This window comes from Halomonas sp. PA16-9, from assembly GCF_009728585.1.
GTDB lineage: Bacteria > Pseudomonadota > Gammaproteobacteria > Pseudomonadales > Halomonadaceae > Vreelandella > Vreelandella titanicae.
This window is the reverse complement of the sequence record NZ_CP040451.1, coordinates 1,665,749-1,689,490: the sequence shown is the minus strand read 5'-3', so window position 1 is coordinate 1,689,490 and position 23,742 is coordinate 1,665,749. Positions and strand designations below refer to the sequence as shown.

General features: G+C 56.1%; 10 protein-coding genes and 7 pseudogenes. 2 read left to right on the top strand and 15 right to left on the bottom strand.

Annotated elements, in window-relative coordinates:
* Positions 1-2 precede the first annotated feature (2 nt).
* From FDY98_RS07810 to FDY98_RS07795, 4 genes and pseudogenes are all read right to left on the bottom strand, one after another.
* Positions 3-502 (bottom strand): annotated as a pseudogene (locus FDY98_RS07810) (disulfide bond formation protein B).
* A pseudogene (gene gshA, locus FDY98_RS07805) lies at positions 499-2,138 on the bottom strand (glutamate--cysteine ligase). Before gshA ends, FDY98_RS07810 begins: the two co-directional pseudogenes overlap by 4 nt.
* A 148-nt stretch (positions 2,139-2,286) precedes the next feature.
* A pseudogene (locus tag FDY98_RS07800) lies at positions 2,287-4,653 on the bottom strand (Tex family protein).
* Between the two features lie 80 nt (positions 4,654-4,733).
* Complete coding sequence (locus FDY98_RS07795) at positions 4,734-4,961, bottom strand: DUF1127 domain-containing protein (protein WP_027958820.1); 228 nt, start codon at positions 4,959-4,961, stop codon at positions 4,734-4,736.
* Between the two features lie 121 nt (positions 4,962-5,082).
* Between FDY98_RS07795 and FDY98_RS07790 the strand changes: the two genes are divergently transcribed.
* Entirely contained in the window at positions 5,083-5,943 is an 861-nt protein-coding gene (locus tag FDY98_RS07790) for a LysR substrate-binding domain-containing protein (protein ID WP_027958819.1), read from the top strand.
* 415 nt (positions 5,944-6,358) lie between these two features.
* On the opposite strand, the pseudogene FDY98_RS07785 reads toward FDY98_RS07790, so the two are convergent.
* The 6 genes and pseudogenes from FDY98_RS07785 to yrfG form a co-directional block, all read right to left on the bottom strand.
* Positions 6,359-7,446: pseudogene (locus FDY98_RS07785) on the bottom strand (alpha-hydroxy acid oxidase).
* 167 nt (positions 7,447-7,613) lie between these two features.
* The gene (gene msrB / locus FDY98_RS07780) at positions 7,614-8,120 is read right to left on the bottom strand and encodes a peptide-methionine (R)-S-oxide reductase MsrB (protein WP_022519711.1); all 507 of its coding nucleotides are present in this window, start codon (positions 8,118-8,120) and stop codon (positions 7,614-7,616) included.
* 224 nt (positions 8,121-8,344) lie between these two features.
* A complete protein-coding gene (locus tag FDY98_RS07775; protein ID WP_027958817.1) occupies positions 8,345-9,901 on the bottom strand; it encodes a phosphoenolpyruvate carboxykinase in 1,557 nt (518 codons plus the stop codon).
* Between the two features lie 301 nt (positions 9,902-10,202).
* Positions 10,203-11,078: an Hsp33 family molecular chaperone HslO gene (hslO, locus tag FDY98_RS07770; protein WP_022519713.1), complete on the bottom strand. Its 876-nt coding sequence runs from the start codon at positions 11,076-11,078 to the stop codon at positions 10,203-10,205.
* A 66-nt stretch (positions 11,079-11,144) separates the two neighbouring features.
* Positions 11,145-11,534 carry an RNA-binding S4 domain-containing protein gene (locus tag FDY98_RS07765; protein WP_022519714.1) on the bottom strand — a complete coding sequence of 130 codons (390 nt, stop codon included), beginning with the start codon at positions 11,532-11,534 and terminating at the stop codon, positions 11,145-11,147.
* Positions 11,531-12,223, bottom strand: coding sequence for a GMP/IMP nucleotidase (gene yrfG, locus FDY98_RS07760; RefSeq protein WP_027958816.1), 693 nt, complete (start codon positions 12,221-12,223; stop codon positions 11,531-11,533). Before yrfG ends, FDY98_RS07765 begins: the two co-directional genes overlap by 4 nt.
* Before the next feature lie 77 nt (positions 12,224-12,300).
* On the opposite strand from yrfG, the gene nudE reads away from it, so the two are divergent.
* Complete coding sequence (nudE, locus tag FDY98_RS07755) at positions 12,301-12,942, top strand: ADP compounds hydrolase NudE (protein ID WP_022519716.1); 642 nt, start codon at positions 12,301-12,303, stop codon at positions 12,940-12,942.
* A gap of 208 nt (positions 12,943-13,150) precedes the next feature.
* On the opposite strand, the pseudogene FDY98_RS07750 reads toward nudE, so the two are convergent.
* From FDY98_RS07750 to lon, 5 genes and pseudogenes are all read right to left on the bottom strand, one after another.
* A pseudogene (locus FDY98_RS07750) lies at positions 13,151-14,208 on the bottom strand (oxidoreductase).
* A 56-nt stretch (positions 14,209-14,264) separates the two neighbouring features.
* Positions 14,265-16,108, bottom strand: a pseudogene (gene ilvD / locus FDY98_RS07745) (dihydroxy-acid dehydratase).
* A gap of 208 nt (positions 16,109-16,316) precedes the next feature.
* The gene (locus FDY98_RS07740; RefSeq protein WP_027958814.1) at positions 16,317-18,491 is read right to left on the bottom strand and encodes a methyl-accepting chemotaxis protein; all 2,175 of its coding nucleotides are present in this window, start codon (positions 18,489-18,491) and stop codon (positions 16,317-16,319) included.
* A 249-nt stretch (positions 18,492-18,740) separates the two neighbouring features.
* Positions 18,741-20,906, bottom strand: coding sequence for a methyl-accepting chemotaxis protein (locus FDY98_RS07735; RefSeq protein ID WP_022519720.1), 2,166 nt, complete (start codon positions 20,904-20,906; stop codon positions 18,741-18,743).
* 162 nt (positions 20,907-21,068) lie between these two features.
* A pseudogene (gene lon / locus FDY98_RS07730) lies at positions 21,069-23,619 on the bottom strand (endopeptidase La).
* Positions 23,620-23,742: the final 123 nt, after the last annotated feature.

Here is a 23,742-nt window from a genome sequence, read left to right as displayed (position 1 = left end):
TACTAACCCCGACTTTTCATCAACAGCATACGCAGCGGTGCGATTGCCAGAATGGCAAATCCGATTAGCGTCCAGGCGGGCAGTGATAGGCCGAGCAACGAGAAATCGATATTGGCGCACTCGCCAGAACCGGTTAACACCATGGCCACCACGTCCTGCAATGGCAGGATATCTATCATGTAGCCAAGCCCAGGACCGCAGGAAGGGACTTCATCGGCAGGCAAGCCCTGCAGCCAAACGTGACGCCCGGCGATAAAGGCACCTGTTCCAACAGCAGCCAGCGACAGCAGCCCGTAAATCACTTTGCCCACACGCCGGCGGGACTATGGATAGCAGCTATTGCGAATACGATACCCGCGGCGATCACCGCGACGCGCTGAAAGATACACAGCGGGCAAGGTTCATATCCGCCGATGTGCTCAAGCCCCAGGGCTACCGCCATCATTAAAACGCAGAAGGCTAAACCAGCCAGGGCGGCCGAGCGAAAGGAGTGCAGAATCATTGTCTAACCTCAGATGGCAGCGCCGACATGGCGCGGGACTCACGAGCTTTAGTGAAATAGGCCTGCAAGAACTCTTCGAAGGTCTCTTTATCAGCGGCTTCAATATCGTGCTGCTGCTGGTGCGAGGTCTCAATCAGCTGAGCAAGCAGCGCTTCACGACTGCGCTGCATCGGCGCGGCTTTTAACTGCTCGGCCTGCTCTTTGGCCAGGCTAAGCATCAAATCGCTTAACGATCCGCCGTGCGCTTTTAACCGTTCCAGCACCTGGGCAGAAGGCGTTAGCGAAGGGTCTGCAAGACGTGGTGCAAGGCTTGCCAGCGCATCAGCATGCGGGCTCCCCTCCTCGACCGCATCCAGCAGGCGGGCAACTTCGCCCATCTCGGCGAAAATTTGTTCGCCCCACTCACGCACCGAGGTGGTTTCACCATGGTTGATTAGCATGAGTTCAGGGTCACGGCCGCGCTCCACCACCCAGCGGCGGTTGTCGTCCAAGCGGTCACACTCTTCGTCGGAGATCCACGGGCTGTCGCTGAGTAGGCACCACATCAAAAAGTGTCCACAAAGCGCATCTGGTCTTCAGTAACGCCCAGGGGGTCGAAGGGGTTTAAATCCAAACAGCGTACTTCGATGTACTCCACGCCGCGGGCTTCGAGGGCTTGGCTGGGCGTTTCGTTGTGTTTGGCAACCCGCTTGGGCCGAATGTCGCTGTAGTACTCGTTTTCGATCTGGAGAATATTAGCATTCAGTTGGCGCCACTCACCGTCCACGTTAACGCCCATTTTTTCATAATCGGGCCACGGTGAAGAGATGGCGTGCCGCAGGGTATTAACGTAGTTAGAGAGCGAGTTAAAACAGATTTTAAGCTGCGACTGTACTTTGTTTTGATACCCCAGATCGGACATCCGCAGAGTCGTCGCGTATGGGGCAAAGTAGGTGTCGTCGCTAAGCGACTGCAGTTTTTCGGGTACCTTACCTTCAGGCAAAAAACTTTTATCGATGGCCGGTGAAGCGCCAAACAGATAGAGCAACAACCAGCTATGGCGGCGGAAGTGACGGATCATGCCGAAATAGCGGGTGGAACGATAGTCGTTGAAGGGGATATTGGTGGCTTTTTCCAACTCGCGTAGGGCGTGCCACATATCATCAGGCAGCGATACGTTGTAATGAACGCCTGCAATCGCCTGCATGATGCGGCCGTAACGCATGTCCAACCCTTTGCGGTAAACATGCTTCATGGTGCCCACGTTGGAGCTGCCATAATCGGCAATCGGCACGCTGTCGTTGCCGGATAGCCTAGAGGGCATACTGCCGGGCCAGATCCATTCGTTTTGCAGGTGATGATAAGTAAAAGTATGCAGGTCAGATAGAAAGCACAGCGCTTCACCCGGCTGAGAGTAAACCGGCGTGATGTACTCTAACAGCGACTCTGAGTAGTCGGTGGTGATATGCGGGTGGGTTAATTTCGACCCCAGCGCGTGCGGGTGCGGCGTTTGCGCAATGTGGCCAGTAGCATCGACCCGCAGTCCCTCTTTTTCAAGCCCACGACGCAGGCGGCCCAACCGACCAAGTCGCGCACTGGGTATCAGGCGCTCGACTTGCGCGGTCAGCGCAGATGGCACAGTGAGTGGTTCAGGCAAGGTGAACACTCCTTGTCAGTAAAGCCCGCCGTGAGCGGGCCTTGGTGTAGTCAGGTGGCATCGCCATCATCGCTGATTCAAAAACAGAAAACAGGATATGGCGGCAACGATCGTTTTTTCAAGACACCTTCGCTTCCAGGGCGCGCGACTATTTGCCGCCACGCGCTTTCAACAGCGCAGCACCCAGCGCCCCCATGGGCTCCGGCGCTTCAGTTTTATTTGCGTTGTTACGCTGGTTTCGAGCCGGTTTACGGGCACCACTGTGTTGATCTTTAGGCGAGCCACTGTTCTTATTGGCACCGCTGTTAGCACCGTTTTCAGCCTCAGGCTGGTCATCCAAACGCATCGATAGACCTACCCGTTTGCGGGGGATATCAATGCTCATCACTTTAACGGTGACAATATCACCTGCTTTCACCACGCTGCGGGGGTCATCGATAAAGCGATCAGATAGCGCCGAGATATGTACCAGGCCATCCTGATGGACACCGATATCCACAAAAGCGCCGAAGTGGGTCACATTGGTGACTGTGCCTTCGAGCACCATGGAAAGCTTGAGGTCATTAAGGGTTTCGACACCTTCGCGGAATTCGGCCGCTTTAAACTCAGGACGAGGGTCGCGACCAGGTTTATCCAGTTCTTTGAGAATATCGCTGACGGTGGGCACGCCGAAACGCTCATCGGCAAAATCGGCGGGCTTTAAGGCTTTCAACGCGGCGCTGTCGCCAATCAAGCCGCGTACTTCACGCCCGCTCTGCTTGGCGATACGTTCCACCAGTGAGTAGGCTTCCGGGTGAACGGCGCTGGCATCCAAGGGGTTATCGGCATTGTGGATACGCAAGAAACCCGCGCACTGCTCGAAGGTTTTGGCACCGAGGCGGCTCACTTCTAACAGCTCTTTACGGTTTTTGAAGGCGCCTTTGACATTACGCTGAGCAACGATATTTTCGGCCAGCGCAGCGCTCAGACCGGCTACCCGTGAAAGCAGTGCGCTGGAAGCGGTATTGAGGTCGACGCCCACGGCGTTAACACAGTCCTCAATGACGACTTCCAGGCTGCGCGACAGCTGTACTTGGGACATCGTGCTGGTATTGGCCTACGCCAATCGACTTGGGCTCGATTTTAACCAGTTCGGCCAGCGGATCCTGCAGGCGGCGACCAATAGAGACGGCACCGCGCACAGTGACATCGAGATCCGGCATTTCCCGTGAGGCGTATTCAGAGGCGGAGTAGACCGAGGCGCCCGCTTCAGAGACCATCACTTTGCTTAACCGGTGCGCTGGCGCCAGGGCTTTTAGTAGTTCGCCCGCGAGCTTGTCAGTTTCACGACTGGCGGTACCATTGCCCACCGCAATCAGCTCGACGCCGTACTGTTTCACCAGCTTAGCCAGCACGCTCAAGGCTTCATTCCACTGGTTTTGCGGCGCATGGGGGTAGATAGTGGTGTGATCAACAAATTGCCCAGTGGCATCGATCACCGCAACCTTACAGCCGGTGCGCTGGCCGGGGTCGATGGCAAGGGTGACTTTCTGCCCCCCGGCGCGGCCAGCAGCAGGTCTTTTAGATTAGCCGCAAACACTTCAATGGCGGTAAGCTCAGCCTGCTCACGTAGGCGACCCAGCAGCTCGGTCTCCAGTGCTGTATAGAGCTTCACCCGCCAGGTCCAGCGGACGACTTCGGCTAACCATTTATCTGCCGGGCGGCTCTGGTCGCTGATACCAAACTGCTTGGCAATCGCCAGTTGGGCGGGATGAATGAGGGCTTCGTCTTCGCCGGGCAGACGAATCGACAGGCTCAGCACACCTTCGTTACGCGCCCGGAACATTGCCAAGGCGCGGTGTGATGGCGCTTTGGCGAGTTTCTCATCGTGTTCGAAATAGTCGGAGAACTTAGCGCCCTCCTGCTGCTTACCATCCAGAACGCGGGCACTGAGTTCGCCCTCTTGCCACAGCCGTTCGCGCAGTTGGCCGATGAGCTCGGGATCCTCGGCGAAGCGCTCCATCAAGATCTGCTTGGCGCCATCCAGAGCGGCCTTGGCATCTTCGATGGCAGGAATATCGCCTTCTGCTGGGCGCAGATAGTTTTCCGCTTCGCTTTCCGGATTAAGCGTTGGATCGGCAAGCAGCGCATCCGCCAGCGGCTCAAGCCCTGCTTCGCGAGCGATTTGCGCTTTGGTGCGGCGTTTTTTCTTAAACGGCAGGTATAAATCTTCCAAGCGTTGCTTGGTCTCGGCAGCGTCGATGCTGGCTTTCAGCGTAGCATCGAGCTTGCCCTGCTCATCAATGGCGACAAGTACCGCGGCGCGGCGCTCTTCCAACTCACGCAGATAGCGAAGCCGTTCATCCAACTGGCGTAGCTGGATATCGTCCAGCGCGCCGGTGACTTCTTTACGGTAACGGGCAATGAAGGGCACGGTGGCGCCGCCATCCAACAGCTCCACCGTGGCGGACACTTGCTCGGGACGCACACCAAGCTCAGTGGCCAGGCGGGAAATAATACGCTGATTGACATCCATAAATTGCAACTAACTCATGCAGCATTTTTTAGTGCCAACAAGGTATCACAAACGCGCCACGGCTGGCATGACTTGCGGCTTCAGCGTCGCCACCCGTGGTCATCCCAGAACGGGCGGCGTGACTCGCGCTGTACGTCATCGCGGCTGATACCAATATCTTTCAGCATGTCATCGCTCAAATGGCGCAAGGAATCCCGCTCGCGACGCAATTGGTACCAGCGATAAATTCTTTCCCGCCAGGTGATGCTGGGTTGCTTCTCAGCAGATTGGCACTGTTGGTTCTGCAAGCAGTGTAGCGAGCGCTCCATTTCAACCTCTCTTCGCCGCCAGCAGCGGCGTGGTGAATAAGTGTTGAAGGAAGTATTGAACAGCGCCTAAAATCAATCCAACGAATACTCCTTATGTTCAACATCAAAAAGATTGATAGCCATGGCCACACTACCCACCATCGATCATGAGCTGCTGCGCACCTTTGTGGCCATTGTCGACCAGGGCGGCTTCACCCGCGCCGCTCGGACGGTAAACCGCACTCAATCAGCCGTCAGCATGCAAATCAAGCGGCTGGAAGAGGATGTTATTCAGCGCCCACTGTTTGTGCGCCAGAATCGCCAGCTGCTGTTAACCAGCGAAGGGCATACGCTGCTGGGTTATGCACGCAAAATTCTTTCATTGCAGGGAGAAGCGCTGACGCTGCTGCGCCAGCCGGATATGGTGGGCCGTGTGCGACTGGGGGTGCCGGATGACTATGTGATGCGTTTTCTGCCCGGCATTCTGAAAACCTTCTCCCAAGCCTGGCCGCTAGTGGATGTGGATGTGCACTGCGCCCCCTCGTCGGTACTCTCTCAGCAGCCACAAGGGAGCCTAGACCTGATTATTATGACACGGGAGATAGGCGACGAAGTTGGCACCATTTTAAGGCGTGAGGCTACCGTGTGGGTCTCAGCTGAGAGCCATTGCACACATTTACAGACACCAGTACCCCTTGCCATGTTTGAGGCTCCCTGCTTTTGTCGGCGTCATGCCTGCAATGCACTGGATCGCGCAGGCCGGGCCTATCGAGTCGCTTACAGCAGCCCGAGCTTGGCGACGTTACAGGCGGTTGTGGGGGCGGGCTTGGCAGTGTCTGCCTGGATGCGCAGTTTAGTCACCGCCGACATGCAGATATTGGGTAAAAAAGAAGGGTTTCCCGAACTGCCGGAAGCGTCCATCGTTTTGCAGCACACCTCCGCCACCCAGTCACCGATTATCGACAGCCTGGCCGAGCATATTGTTGAAGGGTTTAGGCTTTAATCAGTTAGATGCACGTACCCGTAGCGCGTGGTAACGAGGAACGCGAGCTCAGCGAGCGTTCGTAGGCACCCGCGGGAGGCGTCGGCACGACGCCCAATGGCACTTCAGCCAAACTCCGGCACCGCTTCGCGCTGCTTCCGCGGGTGCGCTTCGCTTACCACGCGCTACGAGAACCCATCGATTTCGCTTGGTGCAGAACCCGTAGCGCGTGGTAACGAGAAAGCGAGCTCAGCGAGCGTTTGGAGGCACCCGCGGGAGGCGGCGGAACGACGCCCCATGGCACCCAACCAACACTGCCTATACGAACCAACCCCGGCACCGCTTCGCGCTGCTTCCGCGGGTGCGCCTTAGGCTTACCACGCGCTACTAAATCTCGCATGCACATGGATGTGGGGATTCCAAGGGGATGTGCACGTTATGCACATGGCCGAGGCACGTAATCACACTGTTGATAGGTAAGGCAGGAGCGGTCTAGCTGTGAGAGACTGGTTAGCCCTAGCAAAGCCATATTGCGCTCAATTTCACGCTGCAAAAGATCAGCGACATGCTCTACCCCAGCCTGCCCTGCGCAGGCGGCGGCATAGTTGAAAGGACGCCCCACAAAGACAAAATCAGCCCCCAATGCCAGCGCTTGATCACATCGGTGCCGCGCCGGAAACCGCTGTCGATCATAATGGGGATATCACTAACGCGACGCTTGATCTCGGGTAGCACCTGGAGCGGGGAAATGGTGCAATCCAACTGCCGAGCGCCGTGATTAGAAAGAATAATGCCATCAACCCCTGCCTGCTGAGCACGTACTGCGTCTTCCGGGTTTAATATCCCTTTGACGATCAAGGTGTCGGGCCACAGGCGCCGTACAAGATCGAGATAACCCCAGTCAAAATGGCGTCGCCCCGAAAAGTCCCGCGCTGCTTGGCGGGAGATAACGGGAGCGCCCCGCTCGGCATAGTTGTTTTCGAAATGCGGCATGCCGTGCTTCCACAAGGTGCGCAGGAAGGTATTGCATAGCCAACCAGGCCGTATCAGACCATCAAATGCTAGGCGAAGGGTTGGCTCGAGAGGGGATGAAAACCCCGAACGGCGGAAATTGTCGGGATTGGGCGGCACCGGGTAATCAAGCGTTACCACCAGCTTCTTGAAGCCGGCTCGCTTGATCCGCTCGAGCAGGGCCTCGATACCTTCTGGGGTACCGGGCAGGTAGGCCTGAAACCAGTCGGCTCCCTCCACCTTAGCCACCTCCTCCATGGGCACAAGCGATGAACCACTCATAACCATGGGCAGGTTGCGCTTTGCTGCTGCCCGCGCCAGCACTAAGTCGCCCTGGTAAGTTGACAGCGCACTAATGCCCATGGGGGCGATACCGAACGGAACAGTGTAGTGTTTGCCATAAAGCTCGGTGTGCAGATCAATCTGCGAGACGTTGACAAACGCCTTGGGCAAAAAGCGGTAATCATCAAAAGCGGTGAGGTTGGCTCGCTGGGTTCGCCCATCCTCGGCCACATGGTCGATATAGCCAAAAATTGGCCTGGGCAACACTTTTCGGGCCAGCCGCTCAACATCATGCAGGTTATGGATGCTGGCGAGTTTCTTTCGAGTCCATCGTTGTTGGAGCCAACCTTTCACGCAACACTCCTAATGATTGTTCTATCCTCCCCCCGCTCGGCAGCCTAGCTCGATTCAGCAGGCACGAAGCGCAAGGCAACGCCATTGTTGCACCAGCGCAGGCCGGTGGGTTCGGGGCCATCTTCGAAGACGTGGCCCTGATGACCACCGCAGCGGGCGCAGTGGTATTCGGTACGGGGCCAAACCAGCTTGAAGTCCAGCTCGGTCAGCATATGCCCTTCCACGTGTTCGAAAAAGCTTGGCCAACCGGTACCGGAATCATATTTCATTTCACTGGTGAAGAGTAACAGATCGCAGCCAGCGCAGCGGTATTCACCATCCCCCCACTCCTTGTCCAACGGGCTTGAAAAGGCGGGCTCAGTGCCTGCCTTTCGGAGTACATCAAAGGCTTCATCGGAGAGTCGTTCACGCCATTCGGCTTCACTCAACTCCAGTGGCTCCAGGCCTGGTGCAGCTTCCAGGTCAAGCCGTGGAAAGCCAAATGACAGTCCAGGTATCACCCCGACCGCGCCGGTTAGTCCGGCCAGGCCTAAAAATTGACGTCTTTTCATGAGAATCACTCCCCAGAAATTGGCAAGGAAAATAATCGGCCAGCAAAAGAGCCAATAAAAATGGGACAGTGCCGTGGCGCTGTCCCATTCTGAGGTCGATCATTTCTGTGTAGTTTAGTCGCTATTGGGTGCGACTTACTTACACTGGCACGCTACTTTTTTCTGCTACTTTTTCTAGCGGCCTGACACGCTGGTCAACTGACGTCCAAGTCATCAACTGATGCTCAGGTCAGTTGGGGGCCTGCCTGGATAATGGCCTCATTGACGCCTTCAAATTTCTTGAAGTTATCGACGAATTTGGTCGCCAGGTCTTTGAGGTGGCGGTCGTAGGCGTCACGGTCTTGCCAGGTTTCACGCGGGTCGAGCAGGCTGGAATCAACGCCCGGCACGGCAAGCGGCACTTGCAGATTGAGCCCATCGATGTGCTTGGTCTCGATGTCGCGCAGCACTCCAGACTGAATCGCGCTGATGATGGCACGTGTGGTCGGAATGGAGAAGCGTGCGCCACCTTCGCCGTAAGCGCCGCCAGTCCAGCCGGTATTAACCAGATATACCTGGGCGTCTTTTTTCTCGACACGCTTGATCAGTAGATCAGCGTACTCACGGGCAGGACGCGGGAAGAACGGTGCGCCAAAGCAGGTAGAGAATGTGGCGGCCAAGCCTTCAGAGGAGCCCATTTCAGTGGAACCCACTTTAGCGGTGTAGCCAGACAGAAAGTGATACGCCGCGGCTTCTTTGGAAAGAATCGACACTGGGGGCAGCACGCCGGACATATCGCAGGTCAGGAACACGATGGCATTCGGCTCGCCAGCCAGGTTTTCCGCTACGCGCTTCTCAACGTGCTCTAACGGGTACGCGGCACGGGAGTTTTGGGTCAGGCTATCGTCGGCGTAATCAGGCTCACGACGGTCGTCCAGCACCACGTTTTCCAGTACGGTGCCAAACTTGATGGCGTTCCAGATGACCGGCTCGTTCTTCTCGGAAAGATCGATACACTTGGCGTAGCAGCCACCTTCCATATTGAAGACGACCCCATCCCCCCAAGCGTGTTCGTCATCGCCGATCAAGAAGCGCGCCTGATCCGCCGAGAGCGTGGTTTTACCGGTGCCAGAGAGACCGAAGAAGAGACAGGTTTCGCCATCTTCACCCACGTTCGCCGAGCAGTGCATGGGCAGTACGTCGGCAGCTGGCAGCAGGAAGTTCTGCACCGAGAACATGGCTTTCTTCATTTCACCGGCGTAGCGCATACCCGCGATAAGCACTTTTTTCTCGGCGAAGTTGATGATCACGCAGCCGTCAGAGTTGGTGCCATCGCGAGTAGGGTCACACTCAAAGCCTGCGGCGTTAAGAATCGTCCACTCGTCTTTAACTGCTTGGTTGTAGGCCTGAGGGCGTACAAACATGGTGCGGCCAAACAGGTTTTGCCAAGCGGTTTCGGTGGTGACGCGCACCGGCAGGTAGTGAGTGGAATCACTGCCCACGTGCAGCTCAGAGACAAAATGCTCTTGGCTGACCAGGTGGTCATTGACTCGATCCCACAGGGCGTTGAACTTGCCGGCGTCGAAGGGCTGGTTAACGTTGCCCCAATCGATTTGGCTGCTAGTGGAGGGCTCATCAACGATATAGCGGTCTTTCGGTGAGCGACCGGTACGCAGGCCGGTCTTGACTACCAAGGCGCCGTTGGCTGAGAGGCGGCCTTCGCCACGTGCCACTGCGCGCTCGACTAGTTCGGCGCTGCTGAGATTAACGTGGGATTGGGGAGCGGCTTGAGTCGTGGTCATTTCGATTCCTGGGCTTCTCTCGATTTACCGGGCGTCACCGACGCCTTGATGTTCATCCCAACCACTGTGAAACCGGCTGGGCGCGCTGAAGTTCGGCGCATTATGGCAAAAAGAAAGCCCCCAGGAAACGGGGGCGAAGATCAAATATCTTGTAGTTAAACTACTACAAAGACACTACATTTTGTGTTGCAGCGCAGTAAAAATTCAAACATCCGTTTGCACAAAACACCAAATTCATTGAATCCATTGGCGCTCCTAGCACTGCTGGTAAGCACCCTGATATACGCTTTCGACTACACACTTAGTGAATCGTGGGCGGTGGCGCGTCAGGGTCGTCCAACAAAGTTTCAATATCCGCTGCTGTGTAGTGATATTTCGTGTGGCAAAAGTGGCATTGGGTATCAATAGCCCCCTGCTCGTGCAAAATATCCCGCAGTTCCTCTTTACCCAGAGAGTGCAACGCGTAGCTCATACGCTCACGGGAGCAGGTGCAGCCAAAGCGCAGTGCTTTGGGTTCAAAAACACGCACGGTCTCTTCGTGATAGAGACGATGCAGCACCTCGCGCTGCTCAAGGCCGAGCAGCTCTTCCGTTTTGATCGTATCGGCTAGCTGTACGCTGCGATCCCAGGCATCGACATCCTGGTTTTGTGACTCTTCTGGTAGCCGCTGCAGCAGTAACCCGCCCGCACGCTTCTCATCGGCGGCCAGCCAGAGGCGGGTTGGCAACTGCTCAGATTGGCTGAAATAGGCTTCCAGGCAGCCGCCCAGGGTCTCTTGATCCAACGCCACAATACCTTGATAGCGGTGGCCCTCACGGGGATCGAGGGTAATCACGATCTGGCCTTCTCCCACCAGTTCGCGGAAGCTGGCGTGCTCGCTGGGCAGTGCGGCGTCTTCTGCTATGCGGGCAATCGCGCGCAGTTCACCACCGGGGTTGGACTCGGCCATTAACAGTGACAGAACGCCGCGTCCACGTACCTCGATACTCAACGTGCCATCCAATTTCACGGTATCGGTAAGCAACGCCACGGCGGCTAATAGCTCGCCCAACAGCTCATTCACCGCCGGAGGGTAGGCATGACGATCCAGCACTTCGTGGTAGGCGGCCGCCAGGGTGACGATCTCGCCGCGGACATTGGTGTGATCGAACATAAAACGTTGAATTTGATCGGACATAATTTGGCAACCTAGTGTTTTAGAACAGTAAGTATTTAAGGACGGCTAGCGTTTAACAGCGAGGATCTACTCGCCCTGATGGCGCTGGAAGCGCTGGATATCGCGGCGCTGCTTTTTGTCGGGGCGCTTGAGCGGATGCTGCATCGCTTCGTTAGTGAGGCGTCTTGCTTCAGCCTCTTTAGCACGACGCTGCACGCTCTCTTCGGTTTCTGCATAGAGCGTGCGCGCTTCTGGTGCCCCGCGGCGTTGATCCGAAAGCGATAAGACCTCTACCTCCAATATCTCCCAGCCCTGAGGCACGCGAATAAGCGCACCAACCTCTACCTGCTTACTGGTTTTAGCGCGACCGCCGTCGTAATTCACTTTCCCGCCTTCAATGGCTTTTTTAGCCAGTGCGCGGGTCTTAAAAAAACGTGCGGCCCACAGCCATTTATCCAAGCGTACGCTCTCACTCATTTAGGCACTCCTTGGGTTGCTGACACCTGTTCAGGAAGCTGTTCGGGTAGCAGGTGGGCAAAGCGATCGAGGGCAATAAATTCTTGCAGCTCTTTTTCAGGCCGCTGGCTGTCGGGCTGTTTAATGCCCAGTAAATGCTTAATGCCAAACTCACGAGCGCTCTCGAGTACACGGGCGTTGTCGTCGATAAACAGCGTACGCGTGGGATCAAAGGCTTCGATGTCTTGTAGCGCAAACCAAAACGCCTGCTCCTCTTTGGCGGCTCCTACGTCCTCGGAAGAGACGATCGCGTCCAGGTAACTTTCCAAACCGGTGAGCGGCAGCTTCAGGGCAAGACTCGCACGATCCGCGTTAGTGGCGAGCACGACCCTCGGGTGGGCCTGTTTGAGCCATTTGAGGAAATCCAGAGCATCGCTACGCAGGCCTATCAAGTGCTGGACTTCGCGCTTCAGAGCGACGATATCCACGCCCAGCTCGCGGCTCCAGTACGCCAGGCTGTACCAGTTTAAGGTGCCCTGCTCGCCGATAATACGCGCGCGCAGCGCCTCCTGGGAGGCTTCATCCAGTTGGTGCAGTTCGCGGTAGCGCCGCGGCAGGTGCTCGAGCCAAAAGTGGCTGTCGAAGTGTAAATCCAGCAGCGTGCCGTCCATATCCAAGAGGACGGTGTCTATCTCGCGCCAATCAATCATTGCCGCTCCAGTCACGTTAGGAGTAAGCGTGCTATTGTAGCTTAACCGCCTTTTACCAGCCATGGAGGCCCACTTTTATGTCTACGCCCCCCCCAACTCGCGACACCTTCAATCACCCTGAAGGTGCCAGTGCTAAGCGTTCGGGCTACCAGCAAAAGCCGCAAATTTTGGCTCGCAAGAGCGTGGCCCAGAGCCGTTTATTCCAGATTGAGTCGCTTGATTTGCGTTTTTCTAACGGAGAAGAGCGCCAATTTGAGCGCTTGACCGGCGCTGACCGCGGCGCAGTGATGATGGTGGCGATGCCCGACCCAGACCACGTGCTGCTGATACGTGAATACGCCGCTGGATTTGAAGATTATGTGCTCACCCTGCCAAAGGGATTAGTCGACCCTGGCGAAGATATCATTACCGCGGCTAACCGCGAGTTGATGGAGGAGTGTGGCGTTGGCGCTCACCGCATTGAACCGCTGGTCGAGCTTTCGCTGGCACCCAACTATATGCGCCACCGTATGCAGGTACTCCTCGCCACCGACCTGTACCCCAAGCGCCTACCAGGGGATGAGCCAGAGCCATTGATTGTGGAAACCCACGCCATCGAGGAGCTACCCGCCCTACTACTGCGCGAGGATTTTCACGAAGCCCGCGCTATCGCCGCGCTCTATATCGCCCGGGATAGGTTGCGGGAAGAGAAACGCAATAGTGCGACGGATTTGCTTTGAAGTATCTAAGTAGGAAGTAGCTTCGCTCAAGGTGGGTCGATGTCATCGTGAGCGAAGCTACCTCATTTTTGTCATTGCGAGCGAAGCGAAGCAATCTCGGGGTTATACTGCCGCCGCTGGTTGAGATTGCCGCGTCGCTACGCTCCTCGCAATGACATAATAAGAAGGCTCCTCACACGCAAAAGCGACTAATCCCCCGCCCCTCTCTCTAAAGATGATTTTTCAATGCGATCCAGCGGCGCTGGCGGTGGCTATCCAGCCCGGCTTCCAGCAAGGACATTGAGCGCAGGGCGTCGTCGACGCTTACCGGTAGCGGTGCTTTATCGCGGATAGCTGCGGCAATGCCTTGGTAATAGGCCAGGTAGTCCCCCGGCAGGGTCGCAAGTTCACGACGCGTTAGCGGTGCGTTATCCCCCTCCCCTTCGCGCAGTGTCAGGGTGCCATGTTGAGTATCTTCGCCCCACTGGGGTGTCGGCACTTCGCCTGCTTTTAAGCGATCCTCCTGAGGGTCTAAGCCGTATTTTATGAAGCTGCCTTGGGTGCCATTAATCCGGAAGCGCGGTGTCGGTTCGGCTACCACGTGCCCGCCGCCAAGGTAACGCGAAAGCTTTCGTAATCGAGCAGCGCGAGGAAGTCATCGTCAGCCTGGGCGCCATCTCGCAGCGTGCCGAGTTCCAGCAGAATAGCCTGGGGCATGCCAAACAACTCGCAGGCTTGATCTAGCAAATGCGGCCCCAGATCAAACCAGATGCCGCCACCAGGGGTAGCCTTCTCGCGCCAGCGATCGCGCACTTCCGGGCGGAAACGATCGAAATGGGATTCAAAATTGACCAGTCGCCCTAGCGTCCCCGCCTCAAGTAGGGCCTTAACGGTCAAGAAATCGCTGTCCCAACGACGGTTGTGAAACACCGACAATAGACGCTCTTTATCATCCGCCAATTTTTTGAGCAGCTTTGCTTCTGACAGGGTCACCGTGAACGGCTTATCGACCACTACGTGCTTACCCGCCGAGAGAGCGGCTTTGGCGAGGGAAAAGTGGGTATCGTTAGGAGTGGGAATAACGATCAGGTCAATATCACTGCGCTGGCAAAGTGCTAATGCCTGAGCCTCTACCTCAACATCCGGCAGTGACGCCTGCACCTTGGCGGCATCGCTTGAAGAGACCGCGACCAAATCCAGGCCTTCCGTGGCCTGGATCAGCGGTGCGTGGAAGGTTTGGCTAGCGAAACCGTAGCCGACTAATCCAACGTTTATAATCGCCTTCATTTGATTCCTTACTCGGGCTTATTGCATGTTTCAGCTGCATGTTTCAGCTGCGTATATCAGTCGAGCTTGCTTAGATCCCGAACAGCCCCTTTGTCAGCGGAGGTCGCCAACAGCGCATAGGCTTTAAGTGCCGGAGTGATCTTGCGGGGACGCTGCTCGGCAGGCTTCCAGGCAGTGGCACCCTTGGCGTCCATTGCCTCGCGGCGGGCCGCCAGCTCGGCATCGGTCAGTTTGACGTTAATCGCCCGATTGGGGATATCGATGCGGATCAGGTCGCCCTGCTCGATCAATCCAATCGCGCCGCCCGCCGCTGCTTCAGGGGAAACATGGCCAATAGAGAGTCCTGAAGTGCCGCCAGAGAAGCGCCCGTCAGTCAGTAGCGCGCAGGCCTTGCCTAACCCTTTGGATTTAAGATAGGAAGTTGGGTAGAGCATTTCCTGCATGCCGGGGCCGCCTTTCGGGCCTTCGTAGCGAATCACGACGACATCACCCTCTTTGACCTTATCCGCCAACACATCGGCGACTGCCTGATCCTGAGACTCCACCACATGGGGGGGCCTTCAAAGACCAGGATCGAGTCATCGACCCCGGCGGTTTTGACCACGCAGCCATCCAGCGCGATATTGCCATAGAGCACGGCTAAGCCGCCCTGCTGAGAGAAGGCATGCTCAAGATCGCGAATACAGCCGGTGGCACGATCACCATCCAAACTCGGCCAGCGGGCACTTTGGGAAAATGCCACTTGGGTAGGGACGCCACCCGGCCCGGCTTTAAAGAACTCAACCACTTCCGCGCTTGGCGAGCGCATGATATCCCACTCTTCCAGCGCCGCTTTCAGGCTGTCGCCATAGACGGTGGGCACCGAGGTATCCAGCACCCCGGCACGATCCAGTTCCCCCAGGATGGCCATAATGCCACCTGCACGGTGGACGTCTTCGATATGGTACTTCTGGGTATTGGGCGCCACTTTGCAGAGTTGGGGTACTTCACGGGAGAGGCGATCGATATCCGCCATGGTGAAGTCCACCTCGGCTTCCTGGGCCGCCGCCAGGAAGTGCAAAATGGTGTTGGTAGAGCCGCCCATGGCGATATCCAGGGTCATGGCGTTTTTGAATGCCGCCTTGGAGGCAATGGCACGTGGCAGCAGGTGGGCTTCTTCGCCTTCGTAGTAGCGCTTGGCCAGCTCGACAATGCGATGACCAGCGGTTTCAAACAGGCGACGACGATCCGAGTGAGTCGCCAAGACGGTACCGTTGCCGGGCAAGGCCAGGCCCAGCGCTTCGGTTAAGCAGTTCATGGAGTTGGCGGTAAACATGCCCGAACAGCTACCACAGGTGGGGCAGGCGCTGCGCTCTACTTCTGCCAGGGTGTCATCATCCACGCTGTCGTCGGCGGCCATCACCATGGCATCGACGAGATCCAGGCCGTGGTTGAGAAGCTTGGTTTTACCCGCTTCCATGGGGCCGCCGGAAACAAAGATAACCGGAATATTGAGGCGTAGAGCGGCCATCAGCATCCCTGGGGTGATTTTGTCGCAGTTGGAAATACATACCAGCGCATCGGCGCAGTGGGCGTTGCACATATACTCAACGCTGTCAGCGATCAAGTCGCGGCTGGGCAGCGAGTAGAGCATGCCGTCGTGGCCCATGGCGATACCATCGTCCACCGCAATGGTGTTGAACTCTTTGGCGACGCCCCCGGCTTTCTCAATCTCCCGCGCCACCAGCTGGCCCATATCCTTTAAATGCACATGGCCCGGCACAAACTGGGTAAAGGAGTTGGCTACCGCGATAATCGGTTTTTGAAAGTCGCCATCCTGCATACCGGTGGCGCGCCACAGCGCGCGGGCACCGGCCATATTGCGGCCAGCGGTGGTGGTACGTGAGCGATACTCTGGCATGGTGTCCTCTACTCTCTAATAAATAGCTAGGCTCTATTTTTTATTAGCCCACAGCACGCAAGGCTGCAGGCTAGACTAATTCTGAAAAATATCAGTGGCTTTTGATTGTGGCATGAGCAATGCGCAGAGACTAGATGTGGAGGCTGGATGTAGAGGCTAAATCACGGGACCCGATAGGAAGTAAAGCGCCCTCCATGGCGCCGATTCATCAGAAGGTCGCCCACGCCTCTTCGGCTGGCTGGGCTTGGGCAGTACGCTGAGTCGGGGAGTTTTGGGGCGAGGCTAATGTGGGAGATGACGCTAATGGGGGCGTGGAGCCAAGCCCTGCTTGTTTAAGCAAGCGCTTGCGGGCAGTCTCGCTGCTCTCTTCTGCAGCACCCTCTAAGCGAAAGGCGGCGATAACGTTGGCCAGGCTCAGCGCTTCGCGGGTGAGGTCTTGAGCAGCGCTGGAAATCGACTGTACCTTGGAGGCGTTCTGCTGGGTAACGTGATCCATCTCCGCGACCGCGGTATTGATTTGCGCGATACCGTTGCTCTGCTCATCGGAGGCGGTGCTGATCTCTTCCATGATATCGCTGACTCTCATTACCTGAGTCACTACCTGATCGATAGCGGCTTCGGCCTCCTTCACCGCCTGGGCACCGCCGCTAATCTCCTGGGAGGAAGAGTCGATTAAACGACGAATATCGCCAGCCGCATCAGCGCTACGCCCGGCCAAGCTACGCACCTCATTTGCCACAACTGCAAAACCACGCCCCTGCTCGCCAGCCCGAGCAGCTTCTACTGAGGCATTCAGCGCCAGAATATTGGTTTGAAAAGCGATGCCGTCGATGACGCTAATAATGTCGGTCATCTTATCGGCGCTGGCAGCGATACGCTCCATGCGTTCGACTAGCGCCTGCATGCGCTCGCCGGTTTCGCGGCTGGTGGTGGCATTTTGCATGGCCAGTTGATTGGCCTGACGGGCGTTTTCGCTGTTTTGCTGCACGGTCGCCGTCATCTGATCCATGCTAGAGGCAGTTTGCTGAAGCGAGGAGGCCTGCTGCTCAGTGCGCGATGCCAGGTCTTCATTCTGCTGTTTGATATGTTCGGACGCAGGTGTCACCACATCAACTTTGTTGCCCACCTCGGTAATCAGCCCCGATAAGCTAGCGCGCATGGTTTCCAGCGAACTCAGCAACTCGCCTAACTCGTCATTACGCTTTAAAGTCACTCGGTTGGCGAGGTTACCCGCGGCAATTTGGAACGTTACCCGGCGCGCCTCGTTGAGTGATTTAATCAGCGATTTGAGTACCGCCATGCTCAGCCCCACCATTAACACAATACCCAGCAGCAGCACGCCCAACTGACCGTACAATAATACCTGTTGCTGCTGTTCGGCATTGTCCATCAGCGTATGCGCAGCCGTGCGTTCCTGTTCAACCAATACATTGATAGTGGCACTAATACTTTCAGAGGTGGGCTGCACGTTGTCATTAAAGGCTTCAAAAGCAGCAAAGCCGTTACCATCGCGGATAGCCGTCAGGGTGGTATCGGCACTTTCAATAAAAGTGGTGAGATGTGCCGCTAGGCCCTCTTGCACACCGCCGGTTTCGCGCTCTGCAGTATAGCCTTGCCACGACTGCTCAATGTCGGCACTCATGGTGGTTAACTGGCTTTCAAGAGCATCAAGATCCGCCCGCCTCGGGTTGCGCACCGCCGGTTCTAACGCCTGAATGGCTTGGCTAACCCGCTGGCCTATCTGCTGAAGGTCGGTAATGCCTTCAAGGCCCGTTTGATTGAGAGTGCGTAAGCGTTCAGCGGAACTGGTTAAGCCATACACCCCCGCCGCCCCTGCGATGACTAGCAAAACCACCGAAGCCAGCACCATGCCCATTAGTTTGGCCTGCATACTGCTGAAACTAAAACGCTTTACCCATCCACGCAGACCGGTGTGGCGTATTGCACCATAATGCAGCTTGAAACCACGTGTTTTGCCCTGTTGCATTGCAGCGTATACCCGCTCTGCCCGGGCAATGGCTCTATCCGCCGCTTTACGCCGGATAGAGGTATAGCCCACCACGCGGTTACCATCGAGCAGCGGCGCGATGGTGGTATGCATCCAATACGCTTCTCCCGTTTGGCGGCGATTCTTGATCAGCCCCTGCCAGGTTTTACCGGCTTCAATGGTTTCCCACAGGTTCTGAAAAACCGCCTTGGGCATGCTGTGGTGGCGGAACAGACTATGGGGTTCACCCATGATCTCGTCCAGCGTGTAACCACTCACCTCCACGAAGGTTTGGTTGGCGTAGGTGATTCTGCCCTGCAGATCCGAGCGTGAGATCAACACTTCGTCATCGGCTAATTCATAAATAGTGGATGCTGCTTGTGCGGCATTATGCATTGAGACCCCCTACTTTTTTATTGAAGGCTTGTGCCATCTTTAGGATTAGCGGTTCCCTAGGAGCCTGTCCGACTTAACACTGATCTACTGCGAATCTATGCTTCTCGCGACGATCGGCCAAGCCAGACAGGCTCCTAACGCTAAGCCTTTTCAATTAGAGGTAATGCATGAAATATGCCACCGCGAAGGGTGGCATGTCATAAAACCGAATAAAGGGAAATCAAGCACCTAACAGTGTCGTCTACCGGGCTAAAACGCTTCCCACTGGTCAGCGCGAGGCTGTGTTGCGGGTGTCTTAGCACGCTGCTCTGAAGGGGCTGTCAATTGCTGAGTTGCTTTACTGAGTGCCTGGTTGGCGCGCTGTAACTTCGCCCGCGCCTCTTTGATGTTCTCGTCTTGAGCGCCTTCCAAACGGAATGCATCGACCACGTTAGCGAGTTCAAAGGCTTCGAGGGAGAGATTGTCCGCTGACGCCGCAATCGACTGAACTTTTGAAGCGTTCTGCTGGGTCACAAGATCCATTTCGGCAATCGCCGAGTTAATTTGACCGATCCCACTGCTCTGCTCGCTGGACGCAGTGCTGATCGACTCCATCAGCTCACTGACTCGACTCACCTGCTGAGAGACTTCCTCAATCGCCCGCTCCGCCTGCTCTACCGCACTACGACCACCGCTGACTTCCTGAGTAGTGCTATCAATCATCTTGCGAATTTCCTGGGCGGCATCTGCGCTGCGACCAGCTAGATTGCGCACTTCGCTGGCGACTACCGCAAAGCCGCGTCCATGTTCACCAGCACGCGCAGCCTCAACCGAGGCGTTGAGTGCCAAAATATTAGTTTGAAAGGCAATGCCGTCGATCACGCTGATCATCTCGGTCATCTTTTCAGCACTCTGGGCGATACGCTGCATGCGCTCCACCAGCTTTTGCATTTGCTGACCGGTTTCCTTGGTGCTGGCAGCGTTCTGCACTGCCAGATCAGTCGCCTGGCGGGCATTATCGGTGTTCTGCTGAACCGTCGAGGTCATCTCCTCCATACTCGAAGCGGTCTGCTGAAGCGACGACGCCTGCTGCTCAGTGCGCGAAGAGAGTTCCTCATTTTCAGCGGCTATCTGCTGAATCGCCGGAGTAACCACTGAGACACGATTCTCTACATCGCCCACGATGCTGGAGAGGCTAAAACGCATGGTGTCCAGGGAGTAGAGCAGCTCGCCCAACTCGTCGTTAGTTTGACGACGTTCACGGGCGGCCAAGTTACCCGCGGCAATTTGGAAAGTGATATACCGCGCGCCCGACAAGCTGCGAAACACGGATTTCAGAATCATTACACTCAAGCCGATCATGACTAAAAAGCCTACCGCCAGTAGCACCAGCTGCGCTATCAGCATTTGCTGACGCCCGCTTTGTGCCTCGGTCACCAGCAATTCGGCATCGGCACGTACCTGCTCAACCAAGGTGCTGTTCATCTCGCGCAGCGACTCTGTGGTCGGCACCACCACGTCATTCAAGGCCTCAAAGGCCGCGAACCCATTACCCTCTTCAATCGCCACAAGGGCGGTTTGCACCGCATCAATCCAGGTATTCAGAGCACTATCAAAAGCCTGGGCGGTCTCATCAGTGACCGTCGCATCCGCATAGTAGCCCGCCCACAGCGTCTGCATGGCGTCGGTATACTGGCCAATGTCTGCGTTGACGGCCTCCAGGTCAGCCCGACGAGGGCTTCGTACCGCAGGTTCCAGCGTGCCAACCGTTTGACCAATATAGCGTTCGATATTCTGCAGCGAGGCGACATCGCTCAACCCTGAGCGATTAATGGTTTCCAGCCGCTCGCCGGAGAGTAACAGCGCAGAGACTCCCAACCCACCCGAAAGACAGAGTAGCAGCAGCGACGCCACCACCATACTGGTGAGCTTGGCTTTCAGGCTAGTGAACTGAAAGCGCGACAGCATTCCGGTCAAGCCTTTACGCCGCAGCGTGCCATGGGCTAGTGCGTAGTGGCGGGATTTACCTTTTTCGCGAATCTCGGCATAGATTTTTTCTGCCTGGTTAATGGCTTTTTCTGACGCTTTGCGGCGCACGGAAGTGTAGCCGACGATGCGCTCACCGTCCCGCAGCGGCGCCACGGTGGCATTCACCCAGTAGTGATCGCCATTTTTACGCCGATTTTTAACCACGCCTTGCCAGGTTGTCCCCGCTTGGATGGTTTTCCAGAAATCCTTGTAAGCAGCTTCAGGCATATCAGGGTGACGAAGGAGGTTATGGGGAGAGCCAATGAGTTCTTCACGGCTATAGCCACTGACCTCAACAAAAGTAGGGTTGGCGTAGGTCACATTGCCCTTTAAATCCGAGCGGGAAATAAGCACCGCTTCCTCACTCAGAACATACTCACGCTGCGTCACGGGCTGGTTATTGCGCATTAGTTCTCCAAGAATTAGATATTCTTAATTTTTATAAAAGCAGAGGTCATTATCGCTATAGATCATCTCGGCAAACCAGTGAACAAATGTAAAAAAAGCGCCTTACTCTCGTAAGACGCTTTAAAAGGTTAAATAGCCATTGCTGCAAATAAAATCAACGCTCTATTTTCGGCCAAACACGACATCTGCCACATCACGGTAGCGCTTGGCAAAGTGCACCGTCATGCCCTCTTTCAGGTAGTCCGGCAACTCTTCGTAATCGCGCTTGTTGGCGTCGGGCAAAATCAATTCAAAAATATCGCTGCGTCGCGCGGCAATGACTTTCTCACGAATACCGCCAACGGGGAGCACTTGGCCGGTTAACGTTAGTTCGCCGGTCATCGCCAAAGGCCTATCGATCGCATGGTGCTTGGCCAGCGAGAGCAGCGCCGTGGTCATGGTGACACCCGCCGAAGGGCCATCTTTCGGCGTGGCGCCCTCGGGTACGTGCAAGTGTACAAACGCCGAGTCAAAGAAGTCGGTATCGGCACCATACTCCTGCAGGTGGCCCAGAGTATAGCTGTAAGCGATATTGGCGGACTCCTGCATCACTTCGCCTAACTTACCGGTCAGTTTAAAACCACGATCCAGTGAGTGTACTTTGCCTGCTTCGATGGGCAATGTTGCCCCCCCCATGGAAGTCCACGCCAGGCCGGTCACTACCCCTTCGCCGGTAAGCACTTTCTCCTTACGGAAAATCGGCGCACCTAAGAACTCCTCCAGGTTTTTAACTGATATCTTGACCGTTTCAGACTCCTCTTCGAGCAGTTTAACGGCCGATTTACGCACAATGCGGTGCAGTTGCTTCTCCAGCTGGCGCACTCCGGCTTCCCGGGCGTAGCCTTCAATGACCTGCTTTAAAGCCGCATCGGAGAGGCTGATCCTCTTTTTCGTCAGGTTGTCGCGCTTGAGCAGCTTCGGCCACAGGTGGTGCTTGGCAATCGCCAGCTTCTCTTCAGCGATATAACCGGAGAGGCGGATCTGCTCCATACGGTCAAGCAGCGGCCCTGGAATCGAATCAAGCGTGTTGGCAGTGCAGATAAACAGCACCTTGGAGAGGTCCATGCGCACATCAAGATAGTGATCAAGGAAATCGACGTTCTGTTCGGGATCAAGTACTTCCAGCAGCGCCGATGCTGGATCGCCCTGAAAGGACTGCCCGAGCTTATCGATTTCATCCAGCATGATAACGGGGTTTTCGACCTCGACCTCTTTAAAGGCTTGCACCAGTTTGCCGGGCATAGCCCACATAGGTACGCCGATGACCTTTAATTTCCGCTTCATCGCGCATACCACCGACTGAGAAACGGTAAAACTGGCGCCCTAAGGCTTCGGCGATCGAACGTCCGATGGAGGTTTTGCCTACCCCAGGAGGGCCTACCAACAATACAATCGAGCCGCCTACGTCGCCTTTGAAAGTACCCTCGGCCAGAAATTCGATAATACGCTCTTTAACGTCTTTCAAACCGTCGTGGTCGCGATCCAGCACCTGGCGGGCATGGGGTAGATCCAACTGATCCTGGCTGGTCACTCCCCAGGGTAGCGAGGTTAACCAATCCAGGTAGTTACGCGTGGTGCCATACTCCGGCGAACCGGTTTCCAACACGCTGAGCTTATTCAGCTCATCGTCAATACGCGATTGAACACGCTCGGGCACTACCAGTGACTCCAAACGCGCTCTAAAGGTATCTACATCGTTTTCTCGATCACCTTTGGAGATACCCAATTCACGCTGGATGACCTTGAGCTGCTCGCGCAGGAAGAACTCGCGCTGGCGATCCTGCATTTGCGCGTTTACCTGCTCGCTGATCTCGCCCTGTAGCAACGCAACATCGATCTCTTTTCGCAGCAGCGGCAGCACTTTCTGCATCCGCTCTTCTACCGAAAGTGTTGCCAGCACATCCTGAAGTTCGGGGCCTTTGGCGGAGGTAATAGCGGCGGCAAAATCGGTCAACGGCCCCGGCTGATGAGGACTAAAGCGGTTGAGGTAGTGCTTGAGTTCTTCACCGTACAGCGGGTTAATCGGCAGCAGCTCTTTAATGCCGTTGATGATCGCCATGGCGTAGGCGCGGGTCTCTTCGTTCTCCGCATCAACCGGCTCTTTAGGGTAGGTCACCTCGACGAGGTAAGGCGGCTCTTTGGAGAGCCAGCGGGTAATTTTAAAGCGTTGAAGCCCTTGAGCGATAAACTGAATCTGATCGTCTTCGCCCTTAAGTTTGTGCACTTTGACCGCAGTACCGATCTCCGGGAAACCTTCGTGATCCAGGGAGGTGACACCCTGCTCGCCCACAAAGGCAACACCCAATGTGTGGTGCGGCGTGTTACCCACACGGCGCATGGTCTCTTCCCAGCGCTCACGATTAATCACCAGCGGCTGTACCTGGGCGGGGAAGAACGGCCGGTTATGAATAGGCAGGAGATAAATGCGTTCGGGCAGCATTTCGCTAGCGGGCACCAGAGAGTTTACCCGCTCGCCGTCTGAGCGGTACTCACTTCCTCCCTGCTTACTATCGGGCTCTTGAGAGCTTTTTTCAGTCTGTTCGTTAGAGTGGTTTGCACCACTGTCTTCACTACTCTCTTCACTACCGGGGGTGTCATCAGTAGTGGATGACTGCTCATCATCAAGTTGCCAATCAAGATGTTCAGCGTCGTGTTCGTAATCCTGGTCGCTCATGCGTCCTCCAATGAACCGATACCGGCGGTGAGAACCGCCTAGTGTTGTCCATGGAATGCGGGCAATGGGCCAAAACTTCAACCCTTCGCGAGTAGAACAGTCAGTTTAGCGGCGCTCCCTGCG

Bases quoted from the DNA above. Each gene is read 5' to 3' on its own strand.
- FDY98_RS07735 (WP_022519720.1), bottom strand. From the start codon at position 20,906: ATGCGCAATAACCAGCCCGTGACGCAGCGTGAGTATGTTCTGAGTGAG.
- FDY98_RS07740 (WP_027958814.1), bottom strand. From the start codon at position 18,491: ATGCATAATGCCGCACAAGCAGCATCCACTATTTATGAATTAGCCGAT.
- FDY98_RS07775 (WP_027958817.1), bottom strand. From the start codon at position 9,901: ATGACCACGACTCAAGCCGCTCCCCAATCCCACGTTAATCTCAGCAGC.
- FDY98_RS07765 (WP_022519714.1), bottom strand. From the start codon at position 11,534: ATGAGTGAGAGCGTACGCTTGGATAAATGGCTGTGGGCCGCACGTTTT.
- msrB (WP_022519711.1), bottom strand. From the start codon at position 8,120: ATGAAAAGACGTCAATTTTTAGGCCTGGCCGGACTAACCGGCGCGGTC.
- yrfG (WP_027958816.1), bottom strand. From the start codon at position 12,223: ATGATTGATTGGCGCGAGATAGACACCGTCCTCTTGGATATGGACGGC.
- hslO (WP_022519713.1), bottom strand. From the start codon at position 11,078: ATGTCCGATCAAATTCAACGTTTTATGTTCGATCACACCAATGTCCGC.
- FDY98_RS07795 (WP_027958820.1), bottom strand. From the start codon at position 4,961: ATGGAGCGCTCGCTACACTGCTTGCAGAACCAACAGTGCCAATCTGCT.
- FDY98_RS07790 (WP_027958819.1), top strand. From the start codon at position 5,083: ATGGCCACACTACCCACCATCGATCATGAGCTGCTGCGCACCTTTGTG.
- nudE (WP_022519716.1), top strand. From the start codon at position 12,301: ATGTCTACGCCCCCCCCAACTCGCGACACCTTCAATCACCCTGAAGGT.